The 24,692-nt window shown below is 67.1% G+C and carries 24 protein-coding genes, 1 tRNA gene and 2 pseudogenes; 15 read left to right on the forward strand and 12 right to left on the reverse strand.

Annotation, left to right across the window (positions count from 1 at the left end; genetic code table 11):
• Positions 1-42 precede the first annotated feature (42 nt).
• Entirely contained in the window at positions 43-792 is a 750-nt protein-coding gene (locus H7F38_RS12370) for an ABC transporter permease (protein ID WP_187094310.1), read from the reverse strand.
• A gap of 106 nt (positions 793-898) precedes the next feature.
• On the opposite strand from H7F38_RS12370, the gene H7F38_RS12375 reads away from it, so the two are divergent.
• Positions 899-975: transfer RNA gene (locus H7F38_RS12375), tRNA-Pro, on the forward strand.
• On the opposite strand, the gene H7F38_RS12380 is transcribed toward H7F38_RS12375, so the two are convergent.
• From H7F38_RS12380 to H7F38_RS12405, 6 genes and pseudogenes are all read right to left on the reverse strand, one after another.
• Positions 938-1,765, reverse strand: a complete 828-nt coding sequence (locus H7F38_RS12380; RefSeq protein ID WP_370531319.1) for a hypothetical protein — start codon at positions 1,763-1,765, stop codon at positions 938-940. The two genes, H7F38_RS12375 and H7F38_RS12380, sit on opposite strands and share 38 nt — an antisense overlap.
• Positions 1,766-1,990: 225 nt before the next feature.
• A complete protein-coding gene (locus tag H7F38_RS12385) occupies positions 1,991-3,397 on the reverse strand; it encodes an IS1380 family transposase (RefSeq protein WP_187090722.1) in 1,407 nt (468 codons plus the stop codon).
• A 74-nt stretch (positions 3,398-3,471) separates the two neighbouring features.
• On the reverse strand, positions 3,472-3,963 hold the full coding sequence (locus tag H7F38_RS12390) for a recombinase family protein (protein WP_222618618.1): 492 nt from the start codon (positions 3,961-3,963) through the stop codon (positions 3,472-3,474).
• Complete coding sequence (locus tag H7F38_RS12395; RefSeq protein ID WP_187094312.1) at positions 3,960-4,874, reverse strand: transposase; 915 nt, start codon at positions 4,872-4,874, stop codon at positions 3,960-3,962. The genes H7F38_RS12390 and H7F38_RS12395 overlap by 4 nt, the downstream gene beginning before the upstream one ends.
• A gap of 186 nt (positions 4,875-5,060) precedes the next feature.
• Complete coding sequence (locus H7F38_RS12400) at positions 5,061-6,467, reverse strand: IS1380 family transposase (protein WP_187090283.1); 1,407 nt, start codon at positions 6,465-6,467, stop codon at positions 5,061-5,063.
• A gap of 103 nt (positions 6,468-6,570) precedes the next feature.
• Positions 6,571-6,909 (reverse strand): annotated as a pseudogene (locus H7F38_RS12405) (transposase); the annotation flags it as partial.
• A gap of 365 nt (positions 6,910-7,274) precedes the next feature.
• On the opposite strand from H7F38_RS12405, the pseudogene H7F38_RS12410 reads away from it, so the two are divergent.
• Positions 7,275-8,600 (forward strand): annotated as a pseudogene (locus H7F38_RS12410) (ISL3 family transposase).
• 268 nt (positions 8,601-8,868) lie between these two features.
• The gene (locus tag H7F38_RS12415) at positions 8,869-10,128 is read left to right on the forward strand and encodes an IS110 family transposase (RefSeq protein WP_187094663.1); all 1,260 of its coding nucleotides are present in this window, start codon (positions 8,869-8,871) and stop codon (positions 10,126-10,128) included.
• On the opposite strand, the gene H7F38_RS12420 is transcribed toward H7F38_RS12415, so the two are convergent.
• The 4 genes from H7F38_RS12420 to H7F38_RS12435 all read right to left on the reverse strand — a co-directional run bounded on the left by H7F38_RS12420 (position 10,087) and on the right by H7F38_RS12435 (position 14,332).
• The gene (locus H7F38_RS12420; RefSeq protein WP_187094313.1) at positions 10,087-10,701 is read right to left on the reverse strand and encodes a recombinase family protein; all 615 of its coding nucleotides are present in this window, start codon (positions 10,699-10,701) and stop codon (positions 10,087-10,089) included. The genes H7F38_RS12415 and H7F38_RS12420 overlap by 42 nt on opposite strands.
• On the reverse strand, positions 10,698-11,378 hold the full coding sequence (locus H7F38_RS12425) for an ImmA/IrrE family metallo-endopeptidase (RefSeq protein ID WP_187094314.1): 681 nt from the start codon (positions 11,376-11,378) through the stop codon (positions 10,698-10,700). Before H7F38_RS12425 ends, H7F38_RS12420 begins: the two co-directional genes overlap by 4 nt.
• Before the next feature lie 62 nt (positions 11,379-11,440).
• On the reverse strand, positions 11,441-12,853 hold the full coding sequence (locus H7F38_RS12430; RefSeq protein WP_187094315.1) for an IS66 family transposase: 1,413 nt from the start codon (positions 12,851-12,853) through the stop codon (positions 11,441-11,443).
• Positions 12,854-13,087: 234 nt separating this feature from the next.
• Entirely contained in the window at positions 13,088-14,332 is a 1,245-nt protein-coding gene (locus tag H7F38_RS12435; RefSeq protein WP_187092690.1) for an ISL3 family transposase, read from the reverse strand.
• Between the two features lie 132 nt (positions 14,333-14,464).
• Here H7F38_RS12435 and H7F38_RS12440 point away from each other — a divergent pair, with 132 nt between their 5' ends.
• From H7F38_RS12440 to H7F38_RS12450, 3 genes are all read left to right on the forward strand, one after another.
• Positions 14,465-14,950, forward strand: coding sequence for a hypothetical protein (locus H7F38_RS12440; protein ID WP_187094316.1), 486 nt, complete (start codon positions 14,465-14,467; stop codon positions 14,948-14,950).
• A gap of 4 nt (positions 14,951-14,954) precedes the next feature.
• Positions 14,955-16,082 carry a hypothetical protein gene (locus tag H7F38_RS12445; RefSeq protein WP_187094317.1) on the forward strand — a complete coding sequence of 376 codons (1,128 nt, stop codon included), beginning with the start codon at positions 14,955-14,957 and terminating at the stop codon, positions 16,080-16,082.
• Between the two features lie 131 nt (positions 16,083-16,213).
• On the forward strand, positions 16,214-16,651 hold the full coding sequence (locus tag H7F38_RS12450; RefSeq protein ID WP_187094318.1) for an OsmC family peroxiredoxin: 438 nt from the start codon (positions 16,214-16,216) through the stop codon (positions 16,649-16,651).
• 163 nt (positions 16,652-16,814) lie between these two features.
• Here H7F38_RS12450 and ald read toward each other — a convergent pair whose 3' ends face one another.
• Entirely contained in the window at positions 16,815-17,927 is a 1,113-nt protein-coding gene (gene ald, locus H7F38_RS12455) for an alanine dehydrogenase (protein WP_187094319.1), read from the reverse strand.
• A 143-nt stretch (positions 17,928-18,070) separates the two neighbouring features.
• Between ald and H7F38_RS12460 the strand changes: the two genes are divergently transcribed.
• The 9 genes from H7F38_RS12460 (at position 18,071) to H7F38_RS12500 (ending at position 24,666) form a co-directional block, all read left to right on the forward strand.
• Complete coding sequence (locus H7F38_RS12460; RefSeq protein WP_187094320.1) at positions 18,071-18,634, forward strand: Lrp/AsnC family transcriptional regulator; 564 nt, start codon at positions 18,071-18,073, stop codon at positions 18,632-18,634.
• A 35-nt stretch (positions 18,635-18,669) separates the two neighbouring features.
• Positions 18,670-20,070: a UTP--glucose-1-phosphate uridylyltransferase gene (locus H7F38_RS12465; protein ID WP_187094321.1), complete on the forward strand. Its 1,401-nt coding sequence runs from the start codon at positions 18,670-18,672 to the stop codon at positions 20,068-20,070.
• Positions 20,067-20,654, forward strand: a complete 588-nt coding sequence (locus tag H7F38_RS12470; protein WP_255498363.1) for an NUDIX hydrolase — start codon at positions 20,067-20,069, stop codon at positions 20,652-20,654. Before H7F38_RS12465 ends, H7F38_RS12470 begins: the two co-directional genes overlap by 4 nt.
• Positions 20,655-20,710: 56 nt before the next feature.
• The gene (locus H7F38_RS12475; RefSeq protein WP_187094322.1) at positions 20,711-21,586 is read left to right on the forward strand and encodes a DUF881 domain-containing protein; all 876 of its coding nucleotides are present in this window, start codon (positions 20,711-20,713) and stop codon (positions 21,584-21,586) included.
• A 127-nt stretch (positions 21,587-21,713) separates the two neighbouring features.
• A complete protein-coding gene (locus H7F38_RS12480; protein ID WP_255498364.1) occupies positions 21,714-22,046 on the forward strand; it encodes a small basic family protein in 333 nt (110 codons plus the stop codon).
• Positions 22,043-22,810 carry a DUF881 domain-containing protein gene (locus H7F38_RS12485; RefSeq protein WP_187094323.1) on the forward strand — a complete coding sequence of 256 codons (768 nt, stop codon included), beginning with the start codon at positions 22,043-22,045 and terminating at the stop codon, positions 22,808-22,810. Before H7F38_RS12480 ends, H7F38_RS12485 begins: the two co-directional genes overlap by 4 nt.
• 147 nt (positions 22,811-22,957) lie before the next feature.
• Entirely contained in the window at positions 22,958-23,341 is a 384-nt protein-coding gene (gcvH, locus tag H7F38_RS12490; RefSeq protein WP_187094324.1) for a glycine cleavage system protein GcvH, read from the forward strand.
• Between the two features lie 147 nt (positions 23,342-23,488).
• On the forward strand, positions 23,489-23,941 hold the full coding sequence (locus tag H7F38_RS12495) for an FHA domain-containing protein (protein ID WP_187094325.1): 453 nt from the start codon (positions 23,489-23,491) through the stop codon (positions 23,939-23,941).
• Positions 23,938-24,666, forward strand: coding sequence for a MerR family transcriptional regulator (locus tag H7F38_RS12500; RefSeq protein ID WP_187094326.1), 729 nt, complete (start codon positions 23,938-23,940; stop codon positions 24,664-24,666). Before H7F38_RS12495 ends, H7F38_RS12500 begins: the two co-directional genes overlap by 4 nt.
• The last annotated feature ends 26 nt before the right edge of the window (positions 24,667-24,692 follow it).

Consider the following 24,692-nt stretch of genomic DNA (forward strand, 5'->3'; position numbering starts at 1 on the left):
GTCCCTTCGACGTGGCTGAGCCCCTTCGAAGGGACCGAACCGCTACTGGGTCAGCACCACTTTGCCCGCCGGCAGCAGACCGGCGGCGATGAGTTCCACGGTCACCGCGACCGCGATGGCCTGGACGAGCAGCAGGGCGACCAGTACCAGCACCTGGGTGGCTCCGGCCTGCCAGGGCGATGCACCGGCGAGCAGGACCCCGACGAAGGCTCCGGGCAGCGTGACGAGGCCGACTGTCCTGGTCTGGTCCATCCCCGGGATCAGGGCCAGCGCGGCGGCCGGTCTGGCCACCAGGACGACGGCGTCGCGTCGCACCAGGCCGATCGACAGTGCTGCTTCGTACTCACCGTGCCGTACCGCGAGTTCGTCCGCCGTGCGCCGGCCGGCCAGTGACGTCGCCGTCATCGCGCCGCCGATCAGGATGCCGGCGCTCGGCAGCACCGCGACCGGGTGCAGCGGGACGACCGTGCTGGCCAGGATGAGGGCCAGCGCCGGCAACAGGCCGGACAGGATCGGAACCACGGCCCACCAGGACCTGAGTCGGAGCGATCCGGTGATCCGCTTGGCCGACGTCCCGCCACCGACGATCACCATCAATGTCAGAAACGCCGCCGTCAACCACATCGACCGCAGCACGTAACCGATCACGAGCGAGACCAGCGCCAGTTGCACGATGGCTCTGACGACCGCGATCAGCGTGTCCCGCGCGTGGCCCAGTTCCTGCAGTTTGACGACCAGCGCCGCCGCCGCGGCCAGCACGACCAGCAGCATGGCGAGCAGGGGGCCGATCATGACGGTGGTCAGGTCTGCTCCCTCGAAGAAGTGGCCGCCGGCCTCGAGCGGTCCCGACCATCATGCGCGCTGCGGTAGTCTGGGCAGGCCCGGCATGCCGGGCGGCCGGGATGTGGCGCAGCTTGGTAGCGCACTTGACTGGGGGTCAAGGGGTCGCAGGTTCAAATCCTGTCATCCCGACCAAGACGTGCTTACTCGAACCACCGACCTGAAAATGGTCAGCGAGTGAGTAGGTCCAGGTGGACAAAGAGGCCTTGTCGGCAACGACAGGGCCTCTTTTCACGTCCCCGTCCATTCCGCCCGTTTTTGCCCAGGTCTGCCGTGATGCCCCTGACGTGCGGTAATGACGAGACGAATCGTTGGCCTGGCGGATGTGGAACGCCGGGACGGCATCGTGGAACTCTCGGATCGGCGGTGTCTTCACGTCGAACTGGACGCCGTGGTCTTCGAGGAAGATCTCCTCGTAGAACGCGCTGTTCAGGGTGCGCCGCGACTCGTCTGGTGACCGTTCGTACAACTTCTGCGGCTGCTCAAGCAGCTCCAGGTAGGTCGTCAGGATCTGCGCCCCGACGGCCAGTTGCTCGGCCGTCTCATCGAGACCACGTTCGGCAGATGCTCGCTCCTGCTGGATCTTGCGCAGCCGGGCCTTGATCTTCTCCTTCGGCAGATCGCCCTCGGCGGCGAGGTCAAGTAACCGCTCTTCCTGCACGTCGAGCCGGGCCAGCTGGGTCTTGAGCTGGCTGTGCAGCTCCTTCACGGTGGACTGTTGGTCTGCCATGGTCGCTTCGAGCTCTCCGCGCACCACCGCGACGAAGTTGGCAGGAAGCCCGAGCGTGGCGTAGTGCCGGGTGATCGCATCCTCGACCTGCGCGGCTGGGAGGTGGGGCAGATCGCAGAGTCCGTCTTGCCGTCCGCGGCAGAGGAAGTACTCATAGCGGATGCCACCGCGCCCTTGGGCCTCCGTGTAGATCATGCGGGACGTGCGGCCGTTCTGGCGGCAGCGATCGCAGTACAGCAAGCCCTTTAGCCTCGATCTTTCTTGAGATGGTCGGCCTTCCCTCTGCGCGATAGATCTGGTGTTGTGACGCCCGCCGCGGGGTCTGCGGGTTCGTCGGAGCGACCCAAGGTCACCTGGGTGGTGCCGGATTCCACGTTCCGGTGGTTCTTCTTGTTGCTGGTCGGGTGGGGTTGCTTGGGGTCAAGTGGCCTGCGGGAGGGTGTGCAGTCGGGTCAGGCCGGTGGTGAACAGGTGCCGGTGCGGGGCGTGCCCGGACAGCCGAAGGTAGGTGCGTCGGGATCGGCGGGCGATGATCCCGGCGACGGAGAACAGTTGAAGCCTCAGTCGTTTCGGTTCCCAACGGCGCGCTCCGGTACCCGTCAAGGCCAGCATCTGCAACCAGGCGGTCAGCTCGGTGGCCAACTGGACGACGGCGACCCAGATCTGGTTCTGCGCGAACCCGGTGAGCGGCAGGTTCCGCAATCCGGTGTCCTTGGCGCCGCGGATCCGGTCCTCGCAGCGGGCCCGGTGCCGGTGCCGCAACTCCAGATCTGCGAGTTGCCCACCGGTGGTGTTGGTGACAAACGCGGTCAACCGGTTCCCGTCGACGTCGGTGAACCGCAACTGCGCCCCGGGATGCGGACGTTCGGCCCGCACGATGACCCGCATTCCCGGCGGCCACGTCTTCAACGTCAGCATCCCGGTCGGTTCGGTGACCCACGCCCCGTCGCGGACCTTCCCGTCGCCGTCGTAGGCCGGGGTCCAGCCCTGGTCGGGGATCTGGTTGATCTTGTCCACGATGTCCTGCGACAACCCGAACCCCACCGAGTACGACAGTCCCTGTCCGGCCAGCCATCCCAGGAATTCGTGGGTGCCGCCGCCACCGTCGGCGCGGATCAACACCTTCTGGCCGATCCGGCCGATCCGACCGCCGCGGCGGGCGAACGGTAACTGCCGCAACGCGTCTTTGGTGACCGCGATGTGATCGGCGGCGGTGTTGGCGCCGGCCCGACCGGTGCGGAGCATCATCGACAGCGGCTCGCCGGTGCCGTCCGGGCCGTGATCGACCCACGACCCCAACGGATGGAACCCGAAGCCTTTCTTGTAGGTCGGCGCCGCCCACTCTTTGTCCGAGTGGGCGGTGATCAACGTGGCGTCCAGGTCGATGATCAACGGCCGGTCCCGCGACGCCTCGAAGTCGGGGGCATCCTTCCCGGCCAGTCTCCACACCCGATCGCGGACAACGCTTCTGGCGCGGTTGATCGCCGCCAACGCCGCCTGCGGGGTGGCGGCCAACGTGTTGATCAGCCGGGACACCGTGGGGTCGGACGCGACCCGCCCGAACACCGCGGGTTCGCTGCGCAGCGCCGCGATGTCGGCCAGGCAGTCCCCGCCGATGGCGACGCTGATCGCCAGGTCCAGCAGGATCTTCCCCGGGTCCAGCACTGCCCACTGCTTGCGCCACGGCGCCAACGCCGCCGACAACTCCCGGTCCAAACCGACCCTGCCGGCCGTGGCGACCAGCAGCACCGCACCGGCGTGGGACACCACCCGCTTCGCGGTCGTGTCCACTGTCAACGGCGGGTAGAAGCCGGTAGGCTGCTGCATCAGAAAGGTGCTCCAGTTTGCTGACGATGTGGACCTCGAAGACCCTCATTATCGCAGGTAGGGGCACCTTTCGCTTACTTCGAAACACCCCGGTCAGTATCCGCGTGAAAGCGCGAGGTTAGGTAGTGGAACAGCAGCCGGTCGCGCTGGCCACGTTGAGACCGGGCGTCCATGACCTCCTGCACGCGGTCGAATAGTTGCTGACTGATGATTGCCTCATGTCGGCCAGGGTGGGTGGCACCCTTGTAGACGAGCAGCCCGGTATAGTACGGGTCGCGCAGCATTCGATGAAGCTTCGACACGGACACCGGCTGCGATGGCCAACGCCGCGTCGGACGGGTAGTCAGACCCAGGTCGGCCATGGCTTCCCAAAGCCGCTCGAGCGAGTAGTCGCCGGTGGCGTAGAGCTCCCAGGCTTTGCGGGTGAGCGGTGCCCGCTCTTCGTCGATGGCGATGGTGTTGACCTGTCGACCTTCGTAGTCGATGCGAACGTTCCGGTAGCCGATGCGTGCGCGGCCATTGGGGCTCTTCGAACTTGGTAGACATCCCATGTCGAGTCGTGTCAAGCAGCTGAGGTCATCGGTTCCCGCGTGTTGATGGGTTCGGCCGGCCACGCTACTGTCTCGTCATAGAGGGTGCCAGAGTCTAGGCACCCGTGGAGGATGCCGACCAGGCGGTTGGCAACCTGGCGGAGAGCGGCGTGGTGGTTGGTTCCCCTTGCTCGGATGGTGTCGTAGTACGCGCGGGTACCTGGTGATCCGTTGAGGGCGCCGTATGCCTGCAGGTGCAGGGCCACTCCGAGTCGGCGGTTCGTGGCGTAGCGGGCCATCACCGTGGTCTTCTTCCCCGATGCGCGGGTAATCGGGCTTTGGCCAGAGTAGTTCTTCCTGGCGCGGGAGTTAATGAATCGCGTGTCGTCGTCCCCGAATTCGCCCAGTACCCGGGCGGCCAGGATTGGTCCGAGGCCCGGCTGGCTCAGGTAGATCTGGGCGGCCGGGTGTCGATCAAAATTTTGTGTCATCACAGCCTGCAGTGCAGTGATCTGCTCGTTCAGTGCTGTGAGCACCTTGACCTGGCTGGCGACCACGGCGGCGTAGGCCGCCTCGAGGGTGGGAGGTTGCCGCAGAGCTGGTTGCCGCAGCAGTGCTCGCAGTGGTTCGACCCGATCGTCCACGTGGTGTCGGCGAGCTGCGGTCAAGGCCGACACCACCTGGCCACGGGTCAGTTTTGCGGCTCGGTCAGGGTCAGGTGCGCGACCGAGCAGGATCAGCGCATCGGCGGCAGCCAGATCCGGGAATGCCTGCACCGCAACGGGAAAGAATTCCAACAGCGCTGACCGCATCCGTAAGGTGTGACGAACTCGTTCCCAGATGAGGTTCTGGTGGGCGCGGGCCAGCAGCTTCACTGCATCGGCCAGATCGGTGTCACCGGCGATCTCGCGGTGGTGATCTCGGTCGACGCGGACTATTTCTGCCAAGACGTGAGCATCACCGGCGTCGCTCTTAGCCTCGATCAGTGGACCTGCCTGGATGATGATCTTGCTGCGGAGGCGGACGGTCGTTCGTGTGTCGTTTTTGGGGTCGGGCGTGGTTGATCTGCTGGTCTGCTCCAGCGTGTCCAATGTGGTTCCTGTGGCGGCGTTCTCGGCCGGGTTCGGGTAGTTTCAGGCTGCGGACGATTGTTGGTGCGGCGGGCTGAACACGTTGTCCCATAGCTGTTTCCACTGACGTTGGTGGGGGTGGTGGGTGGGTAGGTGCAGGATGCGGCGGCCTTGGGGTCGGGCGATCCGGGCGGGGACGTTGATCAGCCGACGCCGCAGCGTCGCTCCTCGCGCGACGGCGTGGGCGGTGTCGATGCAGGTGCCGGCGGCGCGGAGCAGGTTGTGGGCGATAGCGCCCAGGATGGTCCAGGCGCAGTTCGCCGGAAAGTGGCCGGAGGGCTGGTGGGCCCAGGGCCCGTCGATCAGGTCGGCGAACACCGATTCGATGATGGCGTGTTGGCGGTGGGTGATGTCGGCGTCGGTCACTGTTTCGGTGCTGTTGGTGAAAAAGGGGTGGTAGCGCCAGACGGGGAACAGTTCGTCGAGGTGGTTGCGGTCTTTGACGCGGCGGACGATCAGCCGGGCGGTGGTGGCCTTTCCGGTGCCGGCCAGCAGGGTGTAGCTGATCTCGGCGACTTCGGCGTCGGAGATCCATTCTCCGGTGTCCGGGTCGATGACGGCGCCGGGATACCGTACCGGCGTCCACGCGTCGGCCGGGATGGCGCCGATGGCCCGGTTGACTGCTTTGTTCTTGGTGAGCACGAACGAGAACTTGGCGCCGGCTCGCAGGACCGCCGCGATGACATCGCTGTAGCCGTAGGCCGAATCGCCGCGGACCAGGATGGTCGCCGGCTTGGCACCAGCGGCGAGGGCCAGGTTGATCGCTTCGGTGACCATGGAGGCGGCGCCCCGCCCGGATCCGGCTTTCCCGGCCCGCAGGCGGACCCCGGCGATCACCGGTGCGGCGATCGCGGTGCTGATGGTGGTGACCAGCGGTGAGAGTCCTTTGCGCAACACCTGCCGGTTGGCGATCTTGGTGTGCCCGAAGCTGGCGCCCTGTTTGGCGTGTCCGTAGACCGGTCGTAGCAGCGAGTCGATGTCGATGAACGCCTGCACATCGATGCCGGCCAGCACCCCGGTCCGCCGGGTCAGGGCCAGCAGGTGCCGGGCCAGGACCGCCGACAATTGGCGGGTGTGTCCGTGGGTGAATTCCCGCAGGAACATCCCCAATGTCGAAGGTGCGTAGACCGCGCCGAACAGTTTCTGCGATCCGCCAGAGCGGATGATCTGCAGATCGGCGATGGAGTCGGCGCCGGTCAGCATCCCGGCGATGATCGACATGATCTTCCCGACGGGGTTCGCCGCCGCTGAGGCGATCCGTTCGGAGTCGAACCGGAGCTGCCGGCCGACCAGTTCCGGCAGCTGGGTCCGTTCGGCCAGCGCCAGCACCGGGACCAGCCCGGCCGCCGACACCAGATTCTGATCGTCGAACGTCGCTGCATCTGGTTTCCAGGCGTGCAACAATCTCACTGAAAGTGTCCTTCCGATCCGCGCCAATCAGGTTCTAGACAAACCGATTATCGCAGTTCAAGGGCACTTTCTTCAGTTTCCACGCCGGTCAGGAACCGACCAGGTCCACTGATCGAGGCTTAGCACCGGAAGTGCTGTGCCGCTCCCGGTAGCGGGCCGAAGACATCGGGTTGATCGCGAACACGTGATAGCCGGCTGCCCGCAATGCCACCACCCACGGACCGCGGTCGGTCTCGGTGCCGACGAAGACCAGGTCCGCGGCCAGCTCTGGCGTGAGGTCCGTCCAGTCGCTCGGGGCGTGCTGAGCGATCAGCTCATGGAGCCTGGAGATCCCGGGCAATCCCTCCGGGAGCCTGGCTTTGCACAAGCGCCGCCCGGTCTCATCCTCGATTTCGATGTCGTGGTGATCTTCGGCCCAGTCGTCGCCGATCATCAACCGCATTGGCCCAGTCCTTCCGTTGTCCACAGCCTTGATGGAACACACGGCAGCATGCGGTGGCTTCTGCGACCTAATGAACCAGTGCTCACGTCAACCGCCCGGGCACGACATCTCATCAGCAGTTCGAGCCGCCGGCAACCGGTGGGCGCACGGTCTACCAATAGGCATCCCCGAAGTGGCGGTGCCCGGGGCTAGAGGAGTGCTGACCCACCGGCTGCTGTCGCAACCAAGCCTCGCAGATGTGAGACCCGATTGCTCTCATTAGGGCTGGGGTGGCCTGACGGGCGGCGGCGCGTCGGCGGGGTTGAGGGCTGGTAGTCCTTGCAAACTGGTTGTTCTCACGCACCCAGACCGAAGGACCACCAGCCATGGATCAGGGTAGTTCACTGCTGTTAGGAATCGAAGGATTGCAGGTCATCGACGTCCGGTTGGACGCGGACGGCCGGCGGGTCGCCCAGTGTGTGACGGACCCGGAATTGGCGGGGTGGTGCCCGCAGTGCGGTGAGCAGTCCAGCTCGCCGAAAGGCTGGGTCACGACGCGGCCGAGGGACGTGACGATCGGACCGGATGTCCCGATCCTGTTGTGGCGCAAACAGAAGTGGCACTGCAAAGTCGTCTGGTGCGAACGGAAGTCGTTCACCGAATCGCTCCCGGGCATCCCCGCCCGGTCCCGGTTGACGACCCGGCTGCGGCAACGGGCCGCCGAGGCGATCGGCGAACACACCCGGTCGGTGTCCGACGTCGCCGGCGAGTACGGCATGACCTGGCCGATCGCGCACCGCGCGTTCGTCGCGTACGCCGAGCTGATGATCCCCGTTGCCGGGCCACCGCCGGCCGTGACAGTGCTGGGCATCGACGAGACCCGCCGCGGCAAGGGCCGCTACGAGATCGCGACCGACACCGGGGTGAAGGTATGGATCGACCGGTTCGACACCGGGCTGGTCGACATCAGCGGCCCTGGTGGGCTGTTCGCGCAGGTCAACGGCCGCAGCTCCAAGACGGTCATCGAATGGATCGAGGCTCAGACCGATGCGTGGCGGGCCGGCATCACGCACGTCGCGATCGACACCTCGGCGACCTACGCCAAGGTCGTCCGGGAAGCGCTGCCCCACGCGATCGTCATCCTGGACCGCTTCCACCTGGTCGCCTTGGCCAACCGGGCCGTCACCGACTACCGGCGGGAACTGGCCTGGACCAACCGCGGCCGCCGGGGCCGCAAGATCGACCCCGAGTGGGCGCGGGCGCAACTCCTCTGCTGCGCGCCGGCGAGACGCTGACCGCCGCGGAACGGGTCAAGATGTTCCAGGCAATGAAGGCCGCCGACCCCACCGGCGGGTTGCACAACTGTTGGCGAGCAAAGGAACTGCTCCGTCACCTGCTGAAGCTGGCCGGCACCGAACCAGACTGGGCGCTGGTCTGGCAGCGACTCACCGACTTCCAGATGTTCTGCGCCGACCACATCGACATCGGCGCAGATCCGCCGCCTCGCGCAGACCGTCGACGACTGGCGATCCTCCATCATCGAAGGGATCTTCACCGGCATCAGCAACGGCCGGTCCGAAGGCTACAACCGGATCGTCAAGCACATCGGCCGCATCGCGTTCGGGTTCCGTAACCCCACCAACCAGAAACGCCGGATACGATTCGCCTGCACCCGCGCATCACGCCGGGCGGCAACCACGCTCAAGCCCTAATGAGAGCTATCAAGCCTGAACTCTGGAAGGCTTGATGACGACAGCAGCCGGTGGGTCAGCACTCCTTTAGCCCCGGGCACCGCCTCTTCGGGGATGCCTATTAGCAGACCGTGCGCCCACCGGTTGCCGGCGGCTGGAAACTGCTGATGAGATGTCGTGCCCGGGCGGTTGGACGTGAGCACTTGTTCATTAGGTCGCAGAAGCCTCCGCATGCTGCCCGCCCGTTCCACCAGGCCAGACACGGACAAGGGAAGAGCTGGGGCCAATGCTGTTGATGATCGGCGACGACTGGGCCGAGGACCACCACGACATCGAGATCGAGGACGACACCGGGCGGCGGCTCAGCCGCGCCAGACTGCCCGAGGGACTGGACGGAATCGCGAAGCTGCACGCGCTGGTCGCCGAGCATGCCCCCGCCGACTGGGTCGACCTCACCCCTGAGCAGACCGCCGACCGGGTCTTCGTCGGCATCGAAACCGACCGCGGCTCCTGGGTGGTCGCCCTACGAGCATCGGGCTACCACGTCTACGCGATCAACCCGATGTCCTCGGCCCGCTACCGCGACCGGTACTCCACCTCGGGGGCCAAAAGCGACGCCGGCGACGCCCACGTCCTAGCCGAGATCGTCCGGCTAGACCGAGCCCATCACCGCGAGATCGCCGGGGACACCAACCTGGCCGACGCGGTGAAGCTACTGGGCCGTGCTCATCAAAACTTGATCTGGGAACGTGTCCGGCACGTGCTGCGCCTCCGATCGGCACTACTTGACTTCTTTCCCGTTGCGGTGCAGGCATTTTCGGATTTAGCCGCCACGGACGCCCTCATCCTGCTCAGCCGCGCGCCGGACCCGGCCCGCTCCGCCCGGCTCACCCGCAGCCAGGTGGTGTCGGCGTTGGCCGCGGCGCGGCGGCACCACATCCAGGACAAAGCCGGACCACTGCTCACGCTGCTGCACACGCCGGGCCTTCGGCAACCCGCCGCCGTGGAGGCGGCCTACGCCGCGATCGTGCTCGGCCAGGTCAAGATCCTGACCGCTATCAACGAACAGATCACCGCGATGCAGTCGGTGATGGCAGAAAATTTTGACCGACACCCGGCCGCGCAGATCTACCGGAGCCAGCCGGGCCTGGGACCGGTCCTGGCCGCCCGCGTCCTGGGCGAATTCGGCGACGACCCGCAACGGTTCGCCAACTCCCGCGCCCGAAAAAACTACTCCGGACAGAGCCCGATCACGAGGGCATCGGGGAAAAAATCCGTCGTCCTAGCCCGGCACGCCACCAACCGCCGGCTCGGCGTCGCCCTGCACCTGCAGGCCTACGGCTCCCTCAACGGATCGCCCGGCACCCGCGCCTACTATGACGCCATCCGAGCCCGCGGAACCGGCCACCACGCAGCCCTCCGCCAAGTCGCCAACCGACTCGTCGGCATCCTGCACGGCTGCCTCGAGAGCGGAACCCTCTACGACGAAACCGTCGCCTGGAACTCCTCAGCCAGCGTCACGCAAACTGCAATGGCACCCGCCGCTTGACACCAATCGACATGGGATGTCTGCTAAATATGAAGACCCGCCATTGGTGCCGCCCTGTTCGGCCTTGTGCTGCATCTTGACCTTGATGTCCTCGCCCGACATGCGGACTTGCACTTCGTTGATGATGTCGGTGACGGCTTCCATAGCGTCGGCCATGATGCCTTCGCCGAAGTCCTCCTTGGCGGAAACGAGCTTGACGCCCATCTTCTCCAGCCGGCGCTTCGTGATGACGGCGTCGCCGAGGTTGCGGAAGGCACGCGAGCGCAGGTAGATCACGACGTAGTCGATCTCCGGGTGCTCGGCCAGGTAGGCCAGCATCTGTCGGAAGACGGGCCGCTTCTCGATCGTCTGGGCCGAGCTGCCCGGCTCCAAGAACTCCTTCTGCAGCGTGGCGTGCAGCTTGTCGACTTTGCCGCCGCAGACTTCCCGCTGGGTGGCGATCGAGTTGCCGTCGGGGTCGACGTCGGAGGCGGTGTCCAGTTGCCGGGTGGTCGACACCCGCAGGTATGAGACGGCGAACTTCTCAACCGCCGGGAAGTCTGATGTCGCGGTTCGAGCGTTGGTCTGTGTCATGACGTCTCCTGCAATGCGAGTGGTCGGGTGCTGAGCTGGCGGTAGTACGAGCGGAAAGTCTGTCGAGACGCCCAAGCGCCGACGGTCTTCGGCGGCATGCAGCGAGCCATCGGCTCGTCATCCGTGAGGCCGATCTGTGCCAGTCGGACGCGGGCGGCAACCGGCGAGACGTCGAACCAGATAGCCAGTTGCTCGGCTGTCTGGATGCCCTGGCACCAGGCCCGCTTCACGAGCGGACGCGGCATGAGGACGCATCCGGCGAAGTAATCGGCGGCTTGTTCGGCGTGCTTGCCCGCGTCCCGGCCGATGCCGTACAGCTGGTCGGTGCGACCGTGATCCACGATGTGCTTGTACTCGTGAAACAGGGTGAAGCGCTGTCTGGTCAGTGGTTCGTCGCAGTTGACCTGAATGATCCAGGTCTTTCGGTCGTTGTCCCAGAAGCTACAGCCGCTGGTCGGCATCCGTCCCATGTACTCGATGGTGATGCGTGGCAGATCGAGCAGTAGGTCATCCGACACGGGTCCGGTCTGGACTTGCAGGCGGCGCAGGAACCGTTGAGCTTGCTGTTCGGCGATTCGCAGTGCCTCTGTGAAGGTAGCTTCTCGCTGCGGTACGAGTGCGCGCAAGGTGTTGAGCACGCTCCTCGGTGGTTTGTCGTTTTGGGTATAATTCATCATGTCCCTCCTTTCTTATTTGGGTTCAGTAGGTGTCATCTATTTTGTAAAGAATTGGTAACTGGTCAGGTGTGGGCGGGTAGCCAGGGGTTCCTGCTGGTCAGCTGGGTGAGGGCGGCCAGGGCTGGTACGCTGTGTTTTGCGGTCGTTTGTAGGTAGGAGCGGAGGTCCGCGAAGTGTCCGGCTCCTTTTTCGGTGCGCATGGTGCCCGATATTTTCTGTCGGATCTTGGTCATGCGGATCTCTTGTTCGGCGGGGTTGTTGGTGAACGGGATCGCCGGGTCGGAGGCGAATTTGAGGTAGTCGACTTCTCTGCGGTGGATGCGGCGGGCCAGTGCTCGGTGTTTGCGGCCGATGGCGCCGTCGGGGTGGGTGGCGGCGAGGAGGGCGTGCCGGATCTTGACGGTTTCGGCGGCGATGACCGCCTGGTCGACGGGGGTGTCGGGGTGGGCGGCGGCCGCTTTGTGCAGGGTGAGCAGCGCGTCGCGGACTTGCTGCGCCCAGCACCAGGCGCCGGGCAGGTCTGTGTTGCTGGCGTGGTGGTGGTCGGTGACGGCCTGTAGCTCGCGGAGCAGATGCGCATTGCACAGCGCATGCCGCGCGGCGGTGTAGGTGTCATACGGTGCCCACGCGTCGTGGACGGCGGTGCCGGTGAAGCCGGGCAGGATGTTCATCTTGGCCATCGCTTCGGTACCGCGTCTGCGGTGGAAGAACAGTCTGGTGAAGGCCGGGGTGGACGCGGAGTGCAGCCAGTGGTTGCGACCTTCGCAGCGCAGCCCGGTCTCATCAAAGTGCACCACCGGAGAGGATTTCAAGCGGGCGGTGACCTGGGCCAAAAATTCGCCCAGGTCACCGGCGGCGCGACTGGTCACCGCGGCGACGGTGCCATCAGAGACAGGAATGCCGAACAGTTCGCTGATGGCCTGGGCGGTCCGCTTCTTGGACAGGAACTGCCCCATGAACAGATAGATGACGACCGCGCACATCACCGGCCCGTACTGCACGGGTCCGCCCGCCTGGGCGGGTGTGTCGCCGGTCGAGGTCTTCCCGCAGTGGCAGCGGCGGCTGATGATCTGATGTTCGGTGACGTGCACTTTGATCGGCGGGATGTCGAAGACCTGCCGGCGTGAGCAGCCAACCTCGGTCGCATCGGCCAGATCCGATCCGCAGCCAGTGCAGCAGCTCGGTTCGTGGCGGATCACCACATCCGGGTCGGCGACCTGGGCTAAAGTCTGCCCGCGGTGCCCGTCCTGTCCGCCGGGCTTGCGTGTGGACGGCGTGCGCAGCGACCTGGTCTTCGCCTTGCCGGGTCCGTCCGCCGATGGTGGCTTCGAGGAGTTCTGCGAGTTGGTCCGCAACCGTGCTTCCAGGTCCGCGACCCGCACCTTTAATGCCGCATTCTCGGCGCGGAGGATGTTCAGTTCGGTGCGCATTTCGACGATCAGTTCCACCAGTTCGGCGTACGTCGGCTGCGTCATTCCATTATTATCGCATCAGACAACACCATTGTTCGGCGACACGCCGACACGGCTCACCCCACATAGATCGACATTCTCCGGTCTATTCGCCCAATGAATGACAGTCTATTTCACCGCGGTGAGACCTGACCAGTTACGAAAATCATCCGTTTCGGTTCGGGCATTGAATACGATTTCTGGAAGAGACCTGCCATGCGGTTCAAATTTGGGTCTCCTGACGTTTTCGTGGGCCAGTTAGCGGCCTGGTAGCGGCGGGCATAACCCGCCTCTGGTAAGCATCGCCATGGCTATCAACGCTTCTGGGCTGTGAAAGCCGTAGGACCGGCGGGTCAAGGCCCGTAGGTGAGTGTTGGTGGCCTCGGACTGAGCGTTGCTCATCTGGTGGATCAGGGTGTTCCAGATCAGCTGCTGGAACCGCTTCAACGTCTTTGCCAAGGCGATGAACCCGGGCAGTTGGGAGCGGCTGGCCCAGGCGATCCACCCGGCCAACAGTTCCCGGCCGCCCTGGCCCTTGACCTGGAACACGGCCCGCAGTTGCTCCTTCAGCAGATACGCCCGATACAAATTTCGGTTGGTCTTCGCGATCGAAGCGAGGGACCCGCGCTGCTCCGGGGACAGGTCCGCGGGGTTCTTCAGCAACGCCCACCTACTACCCTTCACCGACGACGCCTGCGCGGAGCTACTGTTGCCCCGCAGCATGTTCCACGTTTGACGACGCACATTGTCCAACTCCCGGGTGGCCCACCCCACAACATGAAAAGGATCCAACCCCAACACCGCCTGCGGGGCCCGGACCGTCACTGTGTCGTGGATCCACTGCGCCCCATCGGCGGACACGTGCGTCAGCGCCGCCGCTCGGTCCGGGCCGAGCTCGTCGAAGAACCGGTGCAGCGTGTCGCTGTTGCGACCCGGCGCGGCCCACACCAACCTGCCTGAGTCCTGATCCACCACACACGTCAGATAGCGGTGTCCCTTGCGGTGGGAGATCTCATCGATACCGATCCGCCGCAGCCCAGCCAACACGTCCCGGCCGGCCAAACCGTCGGCGACGACGTGCTCGATGATTGCGCTCACATGCCGCCACGACGTCCGCATCAACTGCGCCACCACCGACGAAGCGGTGTGCGCCGCCAACCACGCACACTGGTCCTCAAACGCTCCCGTCGCCCGAGCGCCGGGTCGGGCCCACGGCACAGCCGCGACCACCACCCCGTGCCTCTGGCAACTCACCCGCGGGGCCGCAGCCTGCAGGAACACCATCGTTGACCCCCAGTCCAGCGACCGCCACCGACGAATCCCACCGCCCTGGTCATAGCCCGGGCATCTACGTCGGCATCGACTGCACCTGCTCCGGGCGCCCTTGCTCGGACGCACCGAGACGACCAGCACCTGCTGGCCGGCGGCCCCCTCCCACTCCATGTCCAGCACCTGCAGTTGCTCGACACCGAGCAGCTTTCGCCATATCGTTACACCGCGCACACCGTGCTCCTGGATAGTGACTGTTTCTAGATAATCCAGAAGCTATACCGGGCACGGTGTGTCGCCCACAACCAGGGGTCAAGACGCCCACGAGAACGTCACAAGAGCCTCAAATTTCTTGCCGTCGCCACCTTGGTCATCGGGCTCACCCTGGGGGCGAGCGCCCAGGCCGAGGCGGTGGGTTCCCCGACGGTCACCACCTTCACCCTGACCGGTGGCGTTCTGGCAATCACTCCGACGACGGCGGCCGTGCTGTCGGGCAGTGCCCCTTGGGCGGCTTCGGTGAGCGGGTCGCTGGGGCTCGTCACCGTGGCTGATGCCCGCGGCGTGACCACGCCCTGGGTGGCTTCGGTCAGCTCCACCACGTTCACCGGTCCAGGTCCCACCGTGTCGACGGGTATCAGCTACAACGCGGGCGCCATCACCATCGTGCTCGGGGTCCCGACGATTCCGGCAAGTGTGGCCACCACTCTGACCACGACCGCGGCCTCGGTCGTCGCCCCGACGTCCATCAGCGGGATCAACACGGTGGCCTGGAATCCCGTCCTGACGGTCTCGCTTCCATCCACCGCCCTGGCCGGTCTGTACACGGGCACGCTGACCACCTCCGTCGCATGATCCGGTGCGTCAGCTCCTGATCGCAGTGGTGGCGGCGGGACTGCTCGCGTTCACCACAGCCGGGACCGGGGCGGTCGCCGCGTCGACCACCGGGAATCCGACGACGCCGGCGGCCAACCAGTCGGTCCAGGCCACGGCGGCACCGACGGCGGGCGGTGACCTTCCGTCCACGCCCGTCATCGGCATAAAGTTGGTCGACGCTCCGGTCAGCGAGAAGAACGACCCGCGGGCGCACAGCTACATCTACATCATCGATCACCTGGCACCTGGCGCGGTGATCTCCCGGCGCATCGAAGTGGTGAACACGACCGCTGCCACCGCGGCGGTCAGCCTCTACGCCACCGCGGCGACGATCGCCGGTGGATCGTTCACCGGAGGACTCCAGGGCGACGTGGACGAGCTGACCCGGTGGACCTCGGTCAGCCGGCCACTGATCAGTCTCCCGCCCCGCACGTCCGCGGAGCCGACGGTGAGGATCGCAGTGCCGCGCGATGCGGCACCGGGGGAGCGCTACGGGGTGGTCTGGGCCCAGGTCGCTTCGCGCAACCTGGCGGGCGTCGAACAGGTCAGCCGGGTCGGTATCCGGATCTACCTGTCGATCGGTCCTGGCAACCCGCCGGCCACCGACTTCATCGTCGAACAACTGGTGGCGGGCCGGGGGTCCGACGGTCGCCCCACCCTCGCAGCGACCGTCCGGAACACCGGGGGGCGTGCGATCGATCTCAGCGGGACGGTGAATCTGACCAACGGCCCCGGCGGGCTGAGTGGCGGCCCGTTCAAGGTGGTGCTGGGCAGCACGCTGGCGCCGGGCCAGACGGAACCGGTCGGCATCGCTCTGGACCCACGACTTCCCAACGGACCATGGGACGCGCGGATCACATTGACCAGCGGTGAGGTGAGCCGGGATGCGATGGCCACCATCGTCTTTCCGTCCGGCGGCACTGCACCGCCGGTCGTTGCGACCGGCGTCCCGGCGATACCGGCGGCCGGGACGTCGTGGTGGGTCATCACCGGAATCGCCGTGGTGGTCCTGATCATGGTCGTGGCCATGTTCCTCGTGGCCCGCGCCCGTCGCAGCACCCGGGGTTCAAGACGGTCGTCACCGGTACCGGTGGGCCGGAGCCGGCCGTAGGGCACCATGGTCAGGTATCTCCGGGCCCCCGCACCGGATGCGACACATGGTTGCGTCAGGGAATTGTCGGGGTCCGGTCACCTGGACGGGGCCGGACCACGAGGACGGTCCCTCGAACGAAGGAGTCGCACATGCCATCACGCACAGCACGGACCGAGTGGAGCGGCGGGCTGCCGGACGGGTCCGGCCGGGTCACGCTCGTCAGTTCGGGTGCCGGTACCTACGACGTGTCGTTCCCGCGCCGCGCCGCAGACGAGGCCGGCGGAGCGACGAGCCCCGAGGAACTGATCGCGGCTGCCCACACGTCCTGCTACGCGATGCAGCTGTCCGCGATCATCGGCGAGGCCGGTGGCACGGTGAAGAGCCTGATCGCCGACGCCTCGGTCGGTCTCGGCCCCGACCCGGCCGGCGGATTCCGGCTGACCGGCATCAAGCTGACCGTCCGTGGCCAGGTAGAGGGGCTGGACGCCGACGGTTTCGCCACTGCGGCCCAGGCGGCCAAGGAGACCTGCCCGATCTCCAAGGCGCTGACGGGCGTGGCCATCACGCTGGACGCCGCGCTCGCCTAGTTCGGCCAATTCCTGCCGGCGGCACCGGACTGGCTGCCGGTCGGTTCGTTGCGACCGGTGGTGACGGGGGCTGCATGGATCAACTTCCCGGTGATGGGACTGGAGTGACGCGAGTCGTCACTTTCGCCCATGCCAGCGAAGTTGATCCATGCCGGGGCCCACCTCAGACCAGCAGGGACGCGGGCTCCACCGTGTCGATGCCGTTGGCGGCCCCGACCGGCGCGTTGGTGAGCAGTCCGGCGTGGGTGGTCAGACCTGCCGCGAGGGCGGCGTCGGCCCGCAGTGCGTCTCTCCAGCCGTGACCTGCGAGGGCGGTGATGTACGGGAGCGTCGCGTTGGTCAGCGCGAAGGTGGAGCTCCGCGGCACCGCGCCCGGCATGTTGGCGACGCAGTAGAACACCGACCCGTGCACGGTGAACGTCGGGTCGTCGTGGGTGGTCGGGTGCGAGTCGGCGAAGCAGCCGCCCTGATCGACCGCGATGTCCACCAGCACCGACCCCTCGCGCATCTGCGCGACCAGCTCGTTGGTCACCAGCTTCGGCGCCTTCGCCCCGGGGATCAGCACGGATCCGATGACCAGATCGGCGTCGCGCACGGCCTCTGCGATGTTGTAGGCGTTCGAGGCGATGGTCTTCACGCCACCGTGGAACTGGGTGTCGAGCCGGCGCAGCGTGGGGAGCGACAGGTCGATGACCGTCACCTCCGCGCGCATGCCGAGGGCGATGGTCGCGGCATGCATGCCGGCGACGCCTCCGCCGAGGACGACGACCTTCCCGTTCGCCACCCCGGGCACGCCGCCGAGCAGCACGCCGCGGCCGCCCTCGTTTCGCATCAGGTGGTAGCCACCGACGAGAGGCGCCATCCGGCCGGCGATCTCGCTCATCGGAGCCAGCAACGGCAGCGATCGGTCCGGCAGCTGGACGGTCTCGTAGGCGACCGACGTGGTACCCGCGGCCATCAACCGGTCGGTCAGCGGCCGGTCGGCGGCCAGGTGCAGGTAGGTGAACAGCAGCTGGTCGGCGCGCAACCGGTGGTACTCGGACTCCACCGGCTCCTTGACCTTGATGACCATCTCGGCCGACCAGGCCTCGTCTGCGGTGTCGACGATCGTCGCACCGGCTGCGGTGAACTCCTCGTCGGTGATCCGCGAGCCCTCACCCGCGCCCTGCTGCACCATCACCTGGTGGCCGGCGCCGACGAGGTGGTGGGCACCGGCAGGCGTCAGCGCCACCCGGTACTCGCGGTTCTTGACCTCTGCGGGCACGCCGATGCGCATCTGGGAAACCTTTCCGATCGGGAGACGGTGAGGGAGTTGACCACCCGCTGTTCCAGGGCAACTGTTCTGTGGTGCTGGTCCAGTCTGAACTTCTGCCTCCGTCAGCGGAAGATCTTCAGCTGAGAATTCGATAGAATCGCCTGATGAGCAAGATTCATTCGGCTGCGGGTTGGCCGGGCACGATCGCTGCGCAGAATGTTCGCCGTGCGGTTCCGCCACCGGGTCGGGCCGGCGCGCCGGTCACCTCCTCGTTGCCCGTCCTGGACGCCGTCGACCGCAGGATCCTGGAGATCCTGGCCGTCGACGCCCGCACACCGAACAACGCACTGGCCGCGGCCGTCGGGATCGCGCCGTCCACCTGCCTCGGCCGGGTCCGTGCGCTGCGCTCCGGGGGCGCCATCCGCGGGTTCCACGCCGACATCGACCCGGCCGTGCTGGGACGCCCGCTGCAGGCGATGATCTCGGTCCGCCTGCAGGCCGGCGCCCGCAGCCGGATGATGGCCTTCACCGGCCGGATCCGGCGACTGCCGGAGGTGCTGGACCTGTATTTCCTGGCCGGGGCCGACGATTTCCTCCTGCACGTCGCGGCCGCCGATTCCGCCGCGCTGCGGGATTTCGTCGTCGACCAGTTGTCGGCGCACCCGGAGGTCGCACTCACCGAGACCAACCTGATCTTCGAGCACGTCAGGGGCCAGGGCCCGGTCTGATGCCCCTCGGCGATCGGGTGACCTACGATTCGGCCATGTCGAATGCAGACGGACTGGCCCTGGCGGAGCAGCGCATGACCAGGGCCGGCGTGCACCGGAATGCGATCGCGGTCTTCGCCCACTCCTACGCGGTACTGGCCTCCGGCGAGACCGGGCTGCTCTCGGAGAGCGACCTGGAACCCATCGAGTCGCTACCCCGGCTCGCGGATCTCGAGACCGACGACGAGGCGGCCAGGACAGCGCTGCGGCAGACGGCCGTGGTCAAGCTGAACGGTGGGCTGGGGACGTCGATGGGGATGGACCGGGCGAAGTCACTGGTCGACGTGCGGCCGGGCCGCACCTTCCTGGACGTCATCGTCGCTCAGATCCTGGCCCTGCGGGTGCAGTACGAGGTGGAGCTGCCGCTGCTCCTGATGGACAGCTTCCGCACCCAGACCGACACCCTCGCCGCGCTCGCCGCCCACCCGGACCTGGCGATCGACGACATCCCGCTGGATTTCCTGCAGAACCGCGAACCCAAACTGCGCTCCTCCGACCTGACGCCGATCGACTGGCCGGCAGATCCGGAACTGGAGTGGTGCCCACCGGGCCACGGTGACCTCTACACGGCGCTGGACGGCTCCGGTGTGCTGGACCTGTTGCTGGACAGAGGTTTTCGCTATCTGTTCGTCTCGAACTCTGACAACCTCGGAGCGCGGCCGGACCCGCGTCTCGCCGCCTGGTTCGCCGCCTCCGGAGCTCCGATCGGCGGGGAGTACTGCCGGCGGACCGAAGCCGACCGCAAGGGCGGGCACCTGGCCAGGCGGCGGGCCGACGGACGGCTGGTGCTGCGGGAATCGGCCCAGACCCGCCCGCAGGACGCGGAGGCGTTCGGTGACGTCAACCTGCACCGCTACTTCAACAGCAACAACCTCTGGCTCGATCTGCCCGCCCTGCGGCGGACCCTGGACGCCAACGCCGGAGTGCTCGGACTGCCGATCATCAGGAACGTCAAGACCGTCGACCCTTCTGATCCGTCCTCCCCGGAGGTGATCCAGATCGAGACGGCCATGGGGGCCGCGATCGGGGTTTTCGACGGAGCGGTGGCCATCGAGGTGGACCGCACCCGCTTCCTGCCGGTGAAGAGCACGAGTGACCTGCTGGTCCTGCGGTCGGACGCCTACCGGTTGACCGAGCTGGGCGAGGTGAGGCTGGTGCCTGGCCGGACCGAGGCGCCGCTGGTCGAACTGGACAAGGCCTACAAGCTGCTGCCGGATTTCGATGCCCGCTTCCCGTTCGGCTCGCCGTCGCTGGTCGGGGCCCGGCGGCTCACCGTGCAGGGGGACTGGACGTTCGGTCGGGACGTGAGCGTGCTCGGGGTCGTGGTGGTGCCGTCCGCCGGATCGCCGGGGACGATCGCCGACGGCGCCGTGCTGGGCGCCCCGGTGGACGCGTGAATGCAGGCGCCGCCGGACCGTCGGTCGACCGTCCGGAGGGCCCCGCCGATCGTCCGGACATGTGGCAGACGGGATCGACGGTGGTCTACGCGAACCCCTGGATGCGGGTCCGCGAGGACGAGTTCGAACGGACCGACGGCAGCACCGGTGTCTACGGGGTGGTGGACAAGCAGGACTTCGCCATCGTCGTCGCCGAACAGGACGGCCGGTACCTGCTCGTCGAGCAGTTCCGCTATCCGGTCGGACGGCGGTCGTGGGAGTTCCCGATGGGCGGCTGGCCGACCGGCGGATCCGGTACCAGCCAGGAGCTGGCGGAGGCCGAGCTCCGGGAGGAGACCGGCTTCACGGCCCGTTCGTGGCGCCGGATCGGGCGCCTGCACGAGGCGCCCGGCTTCTGCTCCCAGGGCTTCGACATCTTCCACGCCACCGACCTGACGCCCGGCGCGCACGCGCGGGAGGACACCGAGATCGACATGGTGCAGGGAGAATTCACCGAGGCCGAGCTCAGAGCGATGATCCTGGGCGGCACGATCATCGACGGCACGACGGTCGCCGCCTACGCGCTCTGGCAGCTGCACCGCTGATCATGGACAGGTCTTCCAACGATCGGCCACCCGAGGCCGCGGAACAGTTCCGCCCGGTGGACGGAGAATCGCCCGACTCCGATCTGCGCCACGACGAGACCGGCCGGCCGGCCCCGTCCCTGCGTCATCCGCTGCCGTTGCTGGAGTCGCTGTTCAGCGATCATCTGGACCCGGGCTACCAGGCGGCAGCGGACCGCCGGGCCGCCCGGGCGTCCGGTCCGTCGCCGGAGCCGGCACCCCGGAGGTCGCGGGCCCTCGCCTACCTCAGCGCCGGGCTGGTGGTGGTCGGGCTGGTCCTGGGGATCGCTGCTGCCAGTACCAAGGACCAGGCCGCCGGCAACGACCAGGCCAAGAACGGCCTGCTCCAGGACATCGACAACGCGCAGGCGAGGCAGTCTTCGCTAGCGGCCCGGGAATCGTCGTTGGCCGCAGCGGTCCGGTCGGCCCAGGCCGGCCTGGGGGCCGGCGGTCCTCTGCAGACGATCGCACGACTGGAACAGCAGGGCGGCCAGACCGCGGTGACCGGCCCCGGTCTGACGGTGGTGATCGACGGGTCGACGGCAAGCTCGGGAGCGGGACAGATCCTGGACCGTGACATCCAGCTGCTGGTCAACGGGCTGTGGTCCTCAGGTGCGGAGGCCATCTCCATCGGTGGCGTCCGATTGCGCACCACCAGTTCCATCCGGCAGGCCGGCAGCGCGATCCTGGTCGACAACCGGCCGGTCTTCTGGCCGATCGGCATCCAGGCCGTCGGTGATCCGTCGACCCTGCACGTCCGGTTCGTGGACACCCTCGGATTCGGCCGCTTCCAGACGTTCGTCTCGCTGTACGGGATCCGCTTCGACGTGTCCGCCCAGTCGGCACTGACCCTGCCCGCGGGCGGGGCCCCGAACCTGCAGTACGCCTCGCCGGTGCCGACCTCTTCACACTGATCAGCGGTGGTCCGCCCGTAGAGTCCTGAGGTGAGCCGGGTGTGAGCCGAGCCCGAGGTGGGTCGAGCCGCACGTCGTCGGCGGCCACGCGGGTGATCTCGCCGGGACACAAGGAGGACACGGCCCTTTGTACGCTGCGTTTGCGTTGGTCATCGGTGTCGCCGTGGGTTTGTTCCTGCACCCCACGGTGCCGGACTGGATGGCTCCTTACCTGCCCATCGCGGTGATCGCCGCGCTGGACGCGGTCTTCGGCGCCGTCAGGGCGAGCCTGGCCAAGATCTTCGACGCGAAGGTCTTCGTCATCTCCTTCATCGCCAACGTGCTGGTGGCCGCCTTCATCGTCTTCCTGGGGGACCAGCTCGGCGTCGGATCGCAGCTGTCCACGGCGGTGGTGGTGGTGCTGGGGATCCGAATCTTCGGCAACGCCGCCGCGATCCGTCGCCACCTCTTCAAGGCATGACCGACGTCTCCGGGCCGGCGGATGCCCCGTCCCCGGTGCCGGTCGAGACCGACGAGCACGGCCGTCACGAGCGGGAACCCCTGCACCGCCGCGCATCCGCGAGGCTGGCGGTCGCGTTGCTCTGCGCCATCCTCGGTTTCGCCGGGGTGATCCAGGTGCGGCGTACCGCTGCCGGTGACACGCTCGCCTCGGCCAGGCCGGCCGATCTCGTCCAGATCCTCGACGGCCTGCAGCGTCGGGAGGACGACCTCAACTCCGAGATCAGTGCCCTCCAGGCCACTCTCGCGCGGCTGCGGAGCAGCGGCGTGTCCTCGGCCGAGGCATTGGCCGAGGCCGGTCGACAGGCCCAGGCGCTCGGCATCCTGACCGGCACCATCTCCGCCGCCGGGACCGGCGTCAGGATCGTCATCGACGACCCAGGACAGCGGGTACCTCCGGAGGTGCTGCTGGATGCGGTCGAGGAGCTGCGCAACGCCGGGGCCGAGGCCTACCAGGTCGGGTCCGTCCGGATCGGGGTGGACTCCTCGTTCGGCGGTGCCGGCGGTGCGATCACGGTGGACGGCGTCGCCCTGCGGGTTCCCTACACGATTCTGGCCATCGGCGACCCGCCCACGTTGGCCGCGGCGCTGGCCATCCCCGGTGGTGTGCTGGACACGGTTCACCGCGCCAATGGGACGATGTCGACCACCCAGTTGCAGCAGTTGACGATCAGCGCCTTGCGACCGGAACGCACGCCGCAATACGCTCGCCCGGCCGGGGGATGAGAAACTCGGCAGGCTGCGTTCAGATCGGTCCCCCCCGGACCACAGGGTCTCCGCAACGGGCACCGAGAGTTTCCGCAACGAGCACCACAGAGTCTCCGCAACGAGCACCACAGAGTCTCCGCAACGAACGATGAAAGGCCGGACGCCGTGATTCCGCAGGACCTGCACTACAGCTCGGACCACGAGTGGATCCGGAGCTCCGGAGAGGACACCGTCCGGATCGGTATCACCGACTACGCCCAGAACTCCCTGGGCGACATCGTTTTCGTCCAGATGCCCGAAGCCGGGATGAGTGTCAGTCCGGGTGATTCGATCGGCGAGGTCGAGTCCACCAAGTCCGTGTCCGACATCTTCGCGCCCGTCACCGGGACCGTCATCGCGCGCAACGACGCGCTCGATTCGACCCCGGAACTGGTCAACGCCGACCCCTACGGCGATGGCTGGATGATCGAGGTGCAGCTGTCCGACCCGGGCGAGATCTCCGAACTCCTCGACGCCTCCGCGTACGCGGACCTGATCGGTGAGGCCTGACCGACGGGTCGTGCGGACGAGTTCCGGTTCGGGTGTGCGGCGATCCGTCGGCACGGTACGGTCGTGGGCAACTGATCACCGTGAGCCCGGGGCCCGTCATCATCGACCGTCGCCGGGAACAGCCAGTTTCTGACGAAGGAGTGCCGAGTGACAAGCAGTGAGTCGGGCTTTCCCAGGCCCGCGGACGCCGCCGACTCGACGACGGTCTTCTCCACCGGTTTGTTCGGCGGCGAGGCCGAGGTCACCGAAGAAGGCCTCGGCGGACTCGAAGCACTCTCGTCCGGGTCGGCTCTGCTCGTCGTCAAACGGGGTCCCAACGCAGGTTCGCGCTTCCAGCTGGACAAGGAGGTGGTGAGCGCCGGGCGTCATCCGCAGAGCGACATCTTCCTCGACGACGTCACCGTCTCCCGACGTCATGCGGAGTTCCGCCGCACCAGCGACGGTTTCGAGGTCTCCGACGTCGGCTCGCTGAACGGCACCTACGTCAACCGCGAGCCGATCGAGTCCTCCGGACTGTCCAACGGTGACGAGGTACAGATCGGGAAGTTCCGGTTGGTGTTCCTGACCGGGAACCAGCCGGTGGGTGAAGCCGGGTCATGACGGCGGCGGGCCAACCCTGGAGCGGAGTGGCCAGCATCGGTTCCGTGCTCGGCCGGCTGAAGTCCGAGTTCCCCGACGTGTCGATCTCCAAGATCAGGTTCCTGGAGTCGGAGGGTCTGGTCACCCCGCACCGGACGCCGTCGGGCTACCGGCAGTTCACCGCCGCCGACGTGGAGCGCCTGCGCTACGTCCTGGCTGCCCAGCGTGATCACTACCTGCCGCTGAAGGTCATCAAGGAACACCTCGACGCGATCGACCGTGGGATGGAACCGGCGACGCCGAGTCCGCGGCTGCCAAGGGCATTGGTGTCCGCGGCCGCTGCGGTCGGTCCGGGCGACTTCGCGCCGACCACCGCCATCCGGATGACCAGAGCCGAGTTGCTCGCCGAGTCAGGACTCGAGCCGGCCGACCTCACCGAACTGGAGCAGTACGGACTGCTGTCCGCCGGTACCGGCGGATACTTCGACGCCGACTCGGCCCTGATCGCGACCACCGTCGCCGAACTCCTGGGCGCCGGCCTCGAGCCGCGTCACCTCCGGCCCTTCCGCACGGCCGCCGAGCGCGAATCAGCCCTGGTGGCCCAACTGGTGTCGGCGCAGGCCCGCCAGAAGGACCCGGACGCGCGCGAGCGGGCGGGCGCCGCAGCGGCCGGCGTCGCGGCCACCGTCCTGCGACTGCACGCCCTGCTGGTCAAGGCCGGACTCCGCCGCGAGCTCGGAATCTGACTCCGTCAGGGCGACGCCCTGCCCTG

It is taken from the genome of Nakamurella sp. PAMC28650 (assembly GCF_014303395.1).
In the GTDB taxonomy this organism is placed as follows: domain Bacteria; phylum Actinomycetota; class Actinomycetes; order Mycobacteriales; family Nakamurellaceae; genus Nakamurella.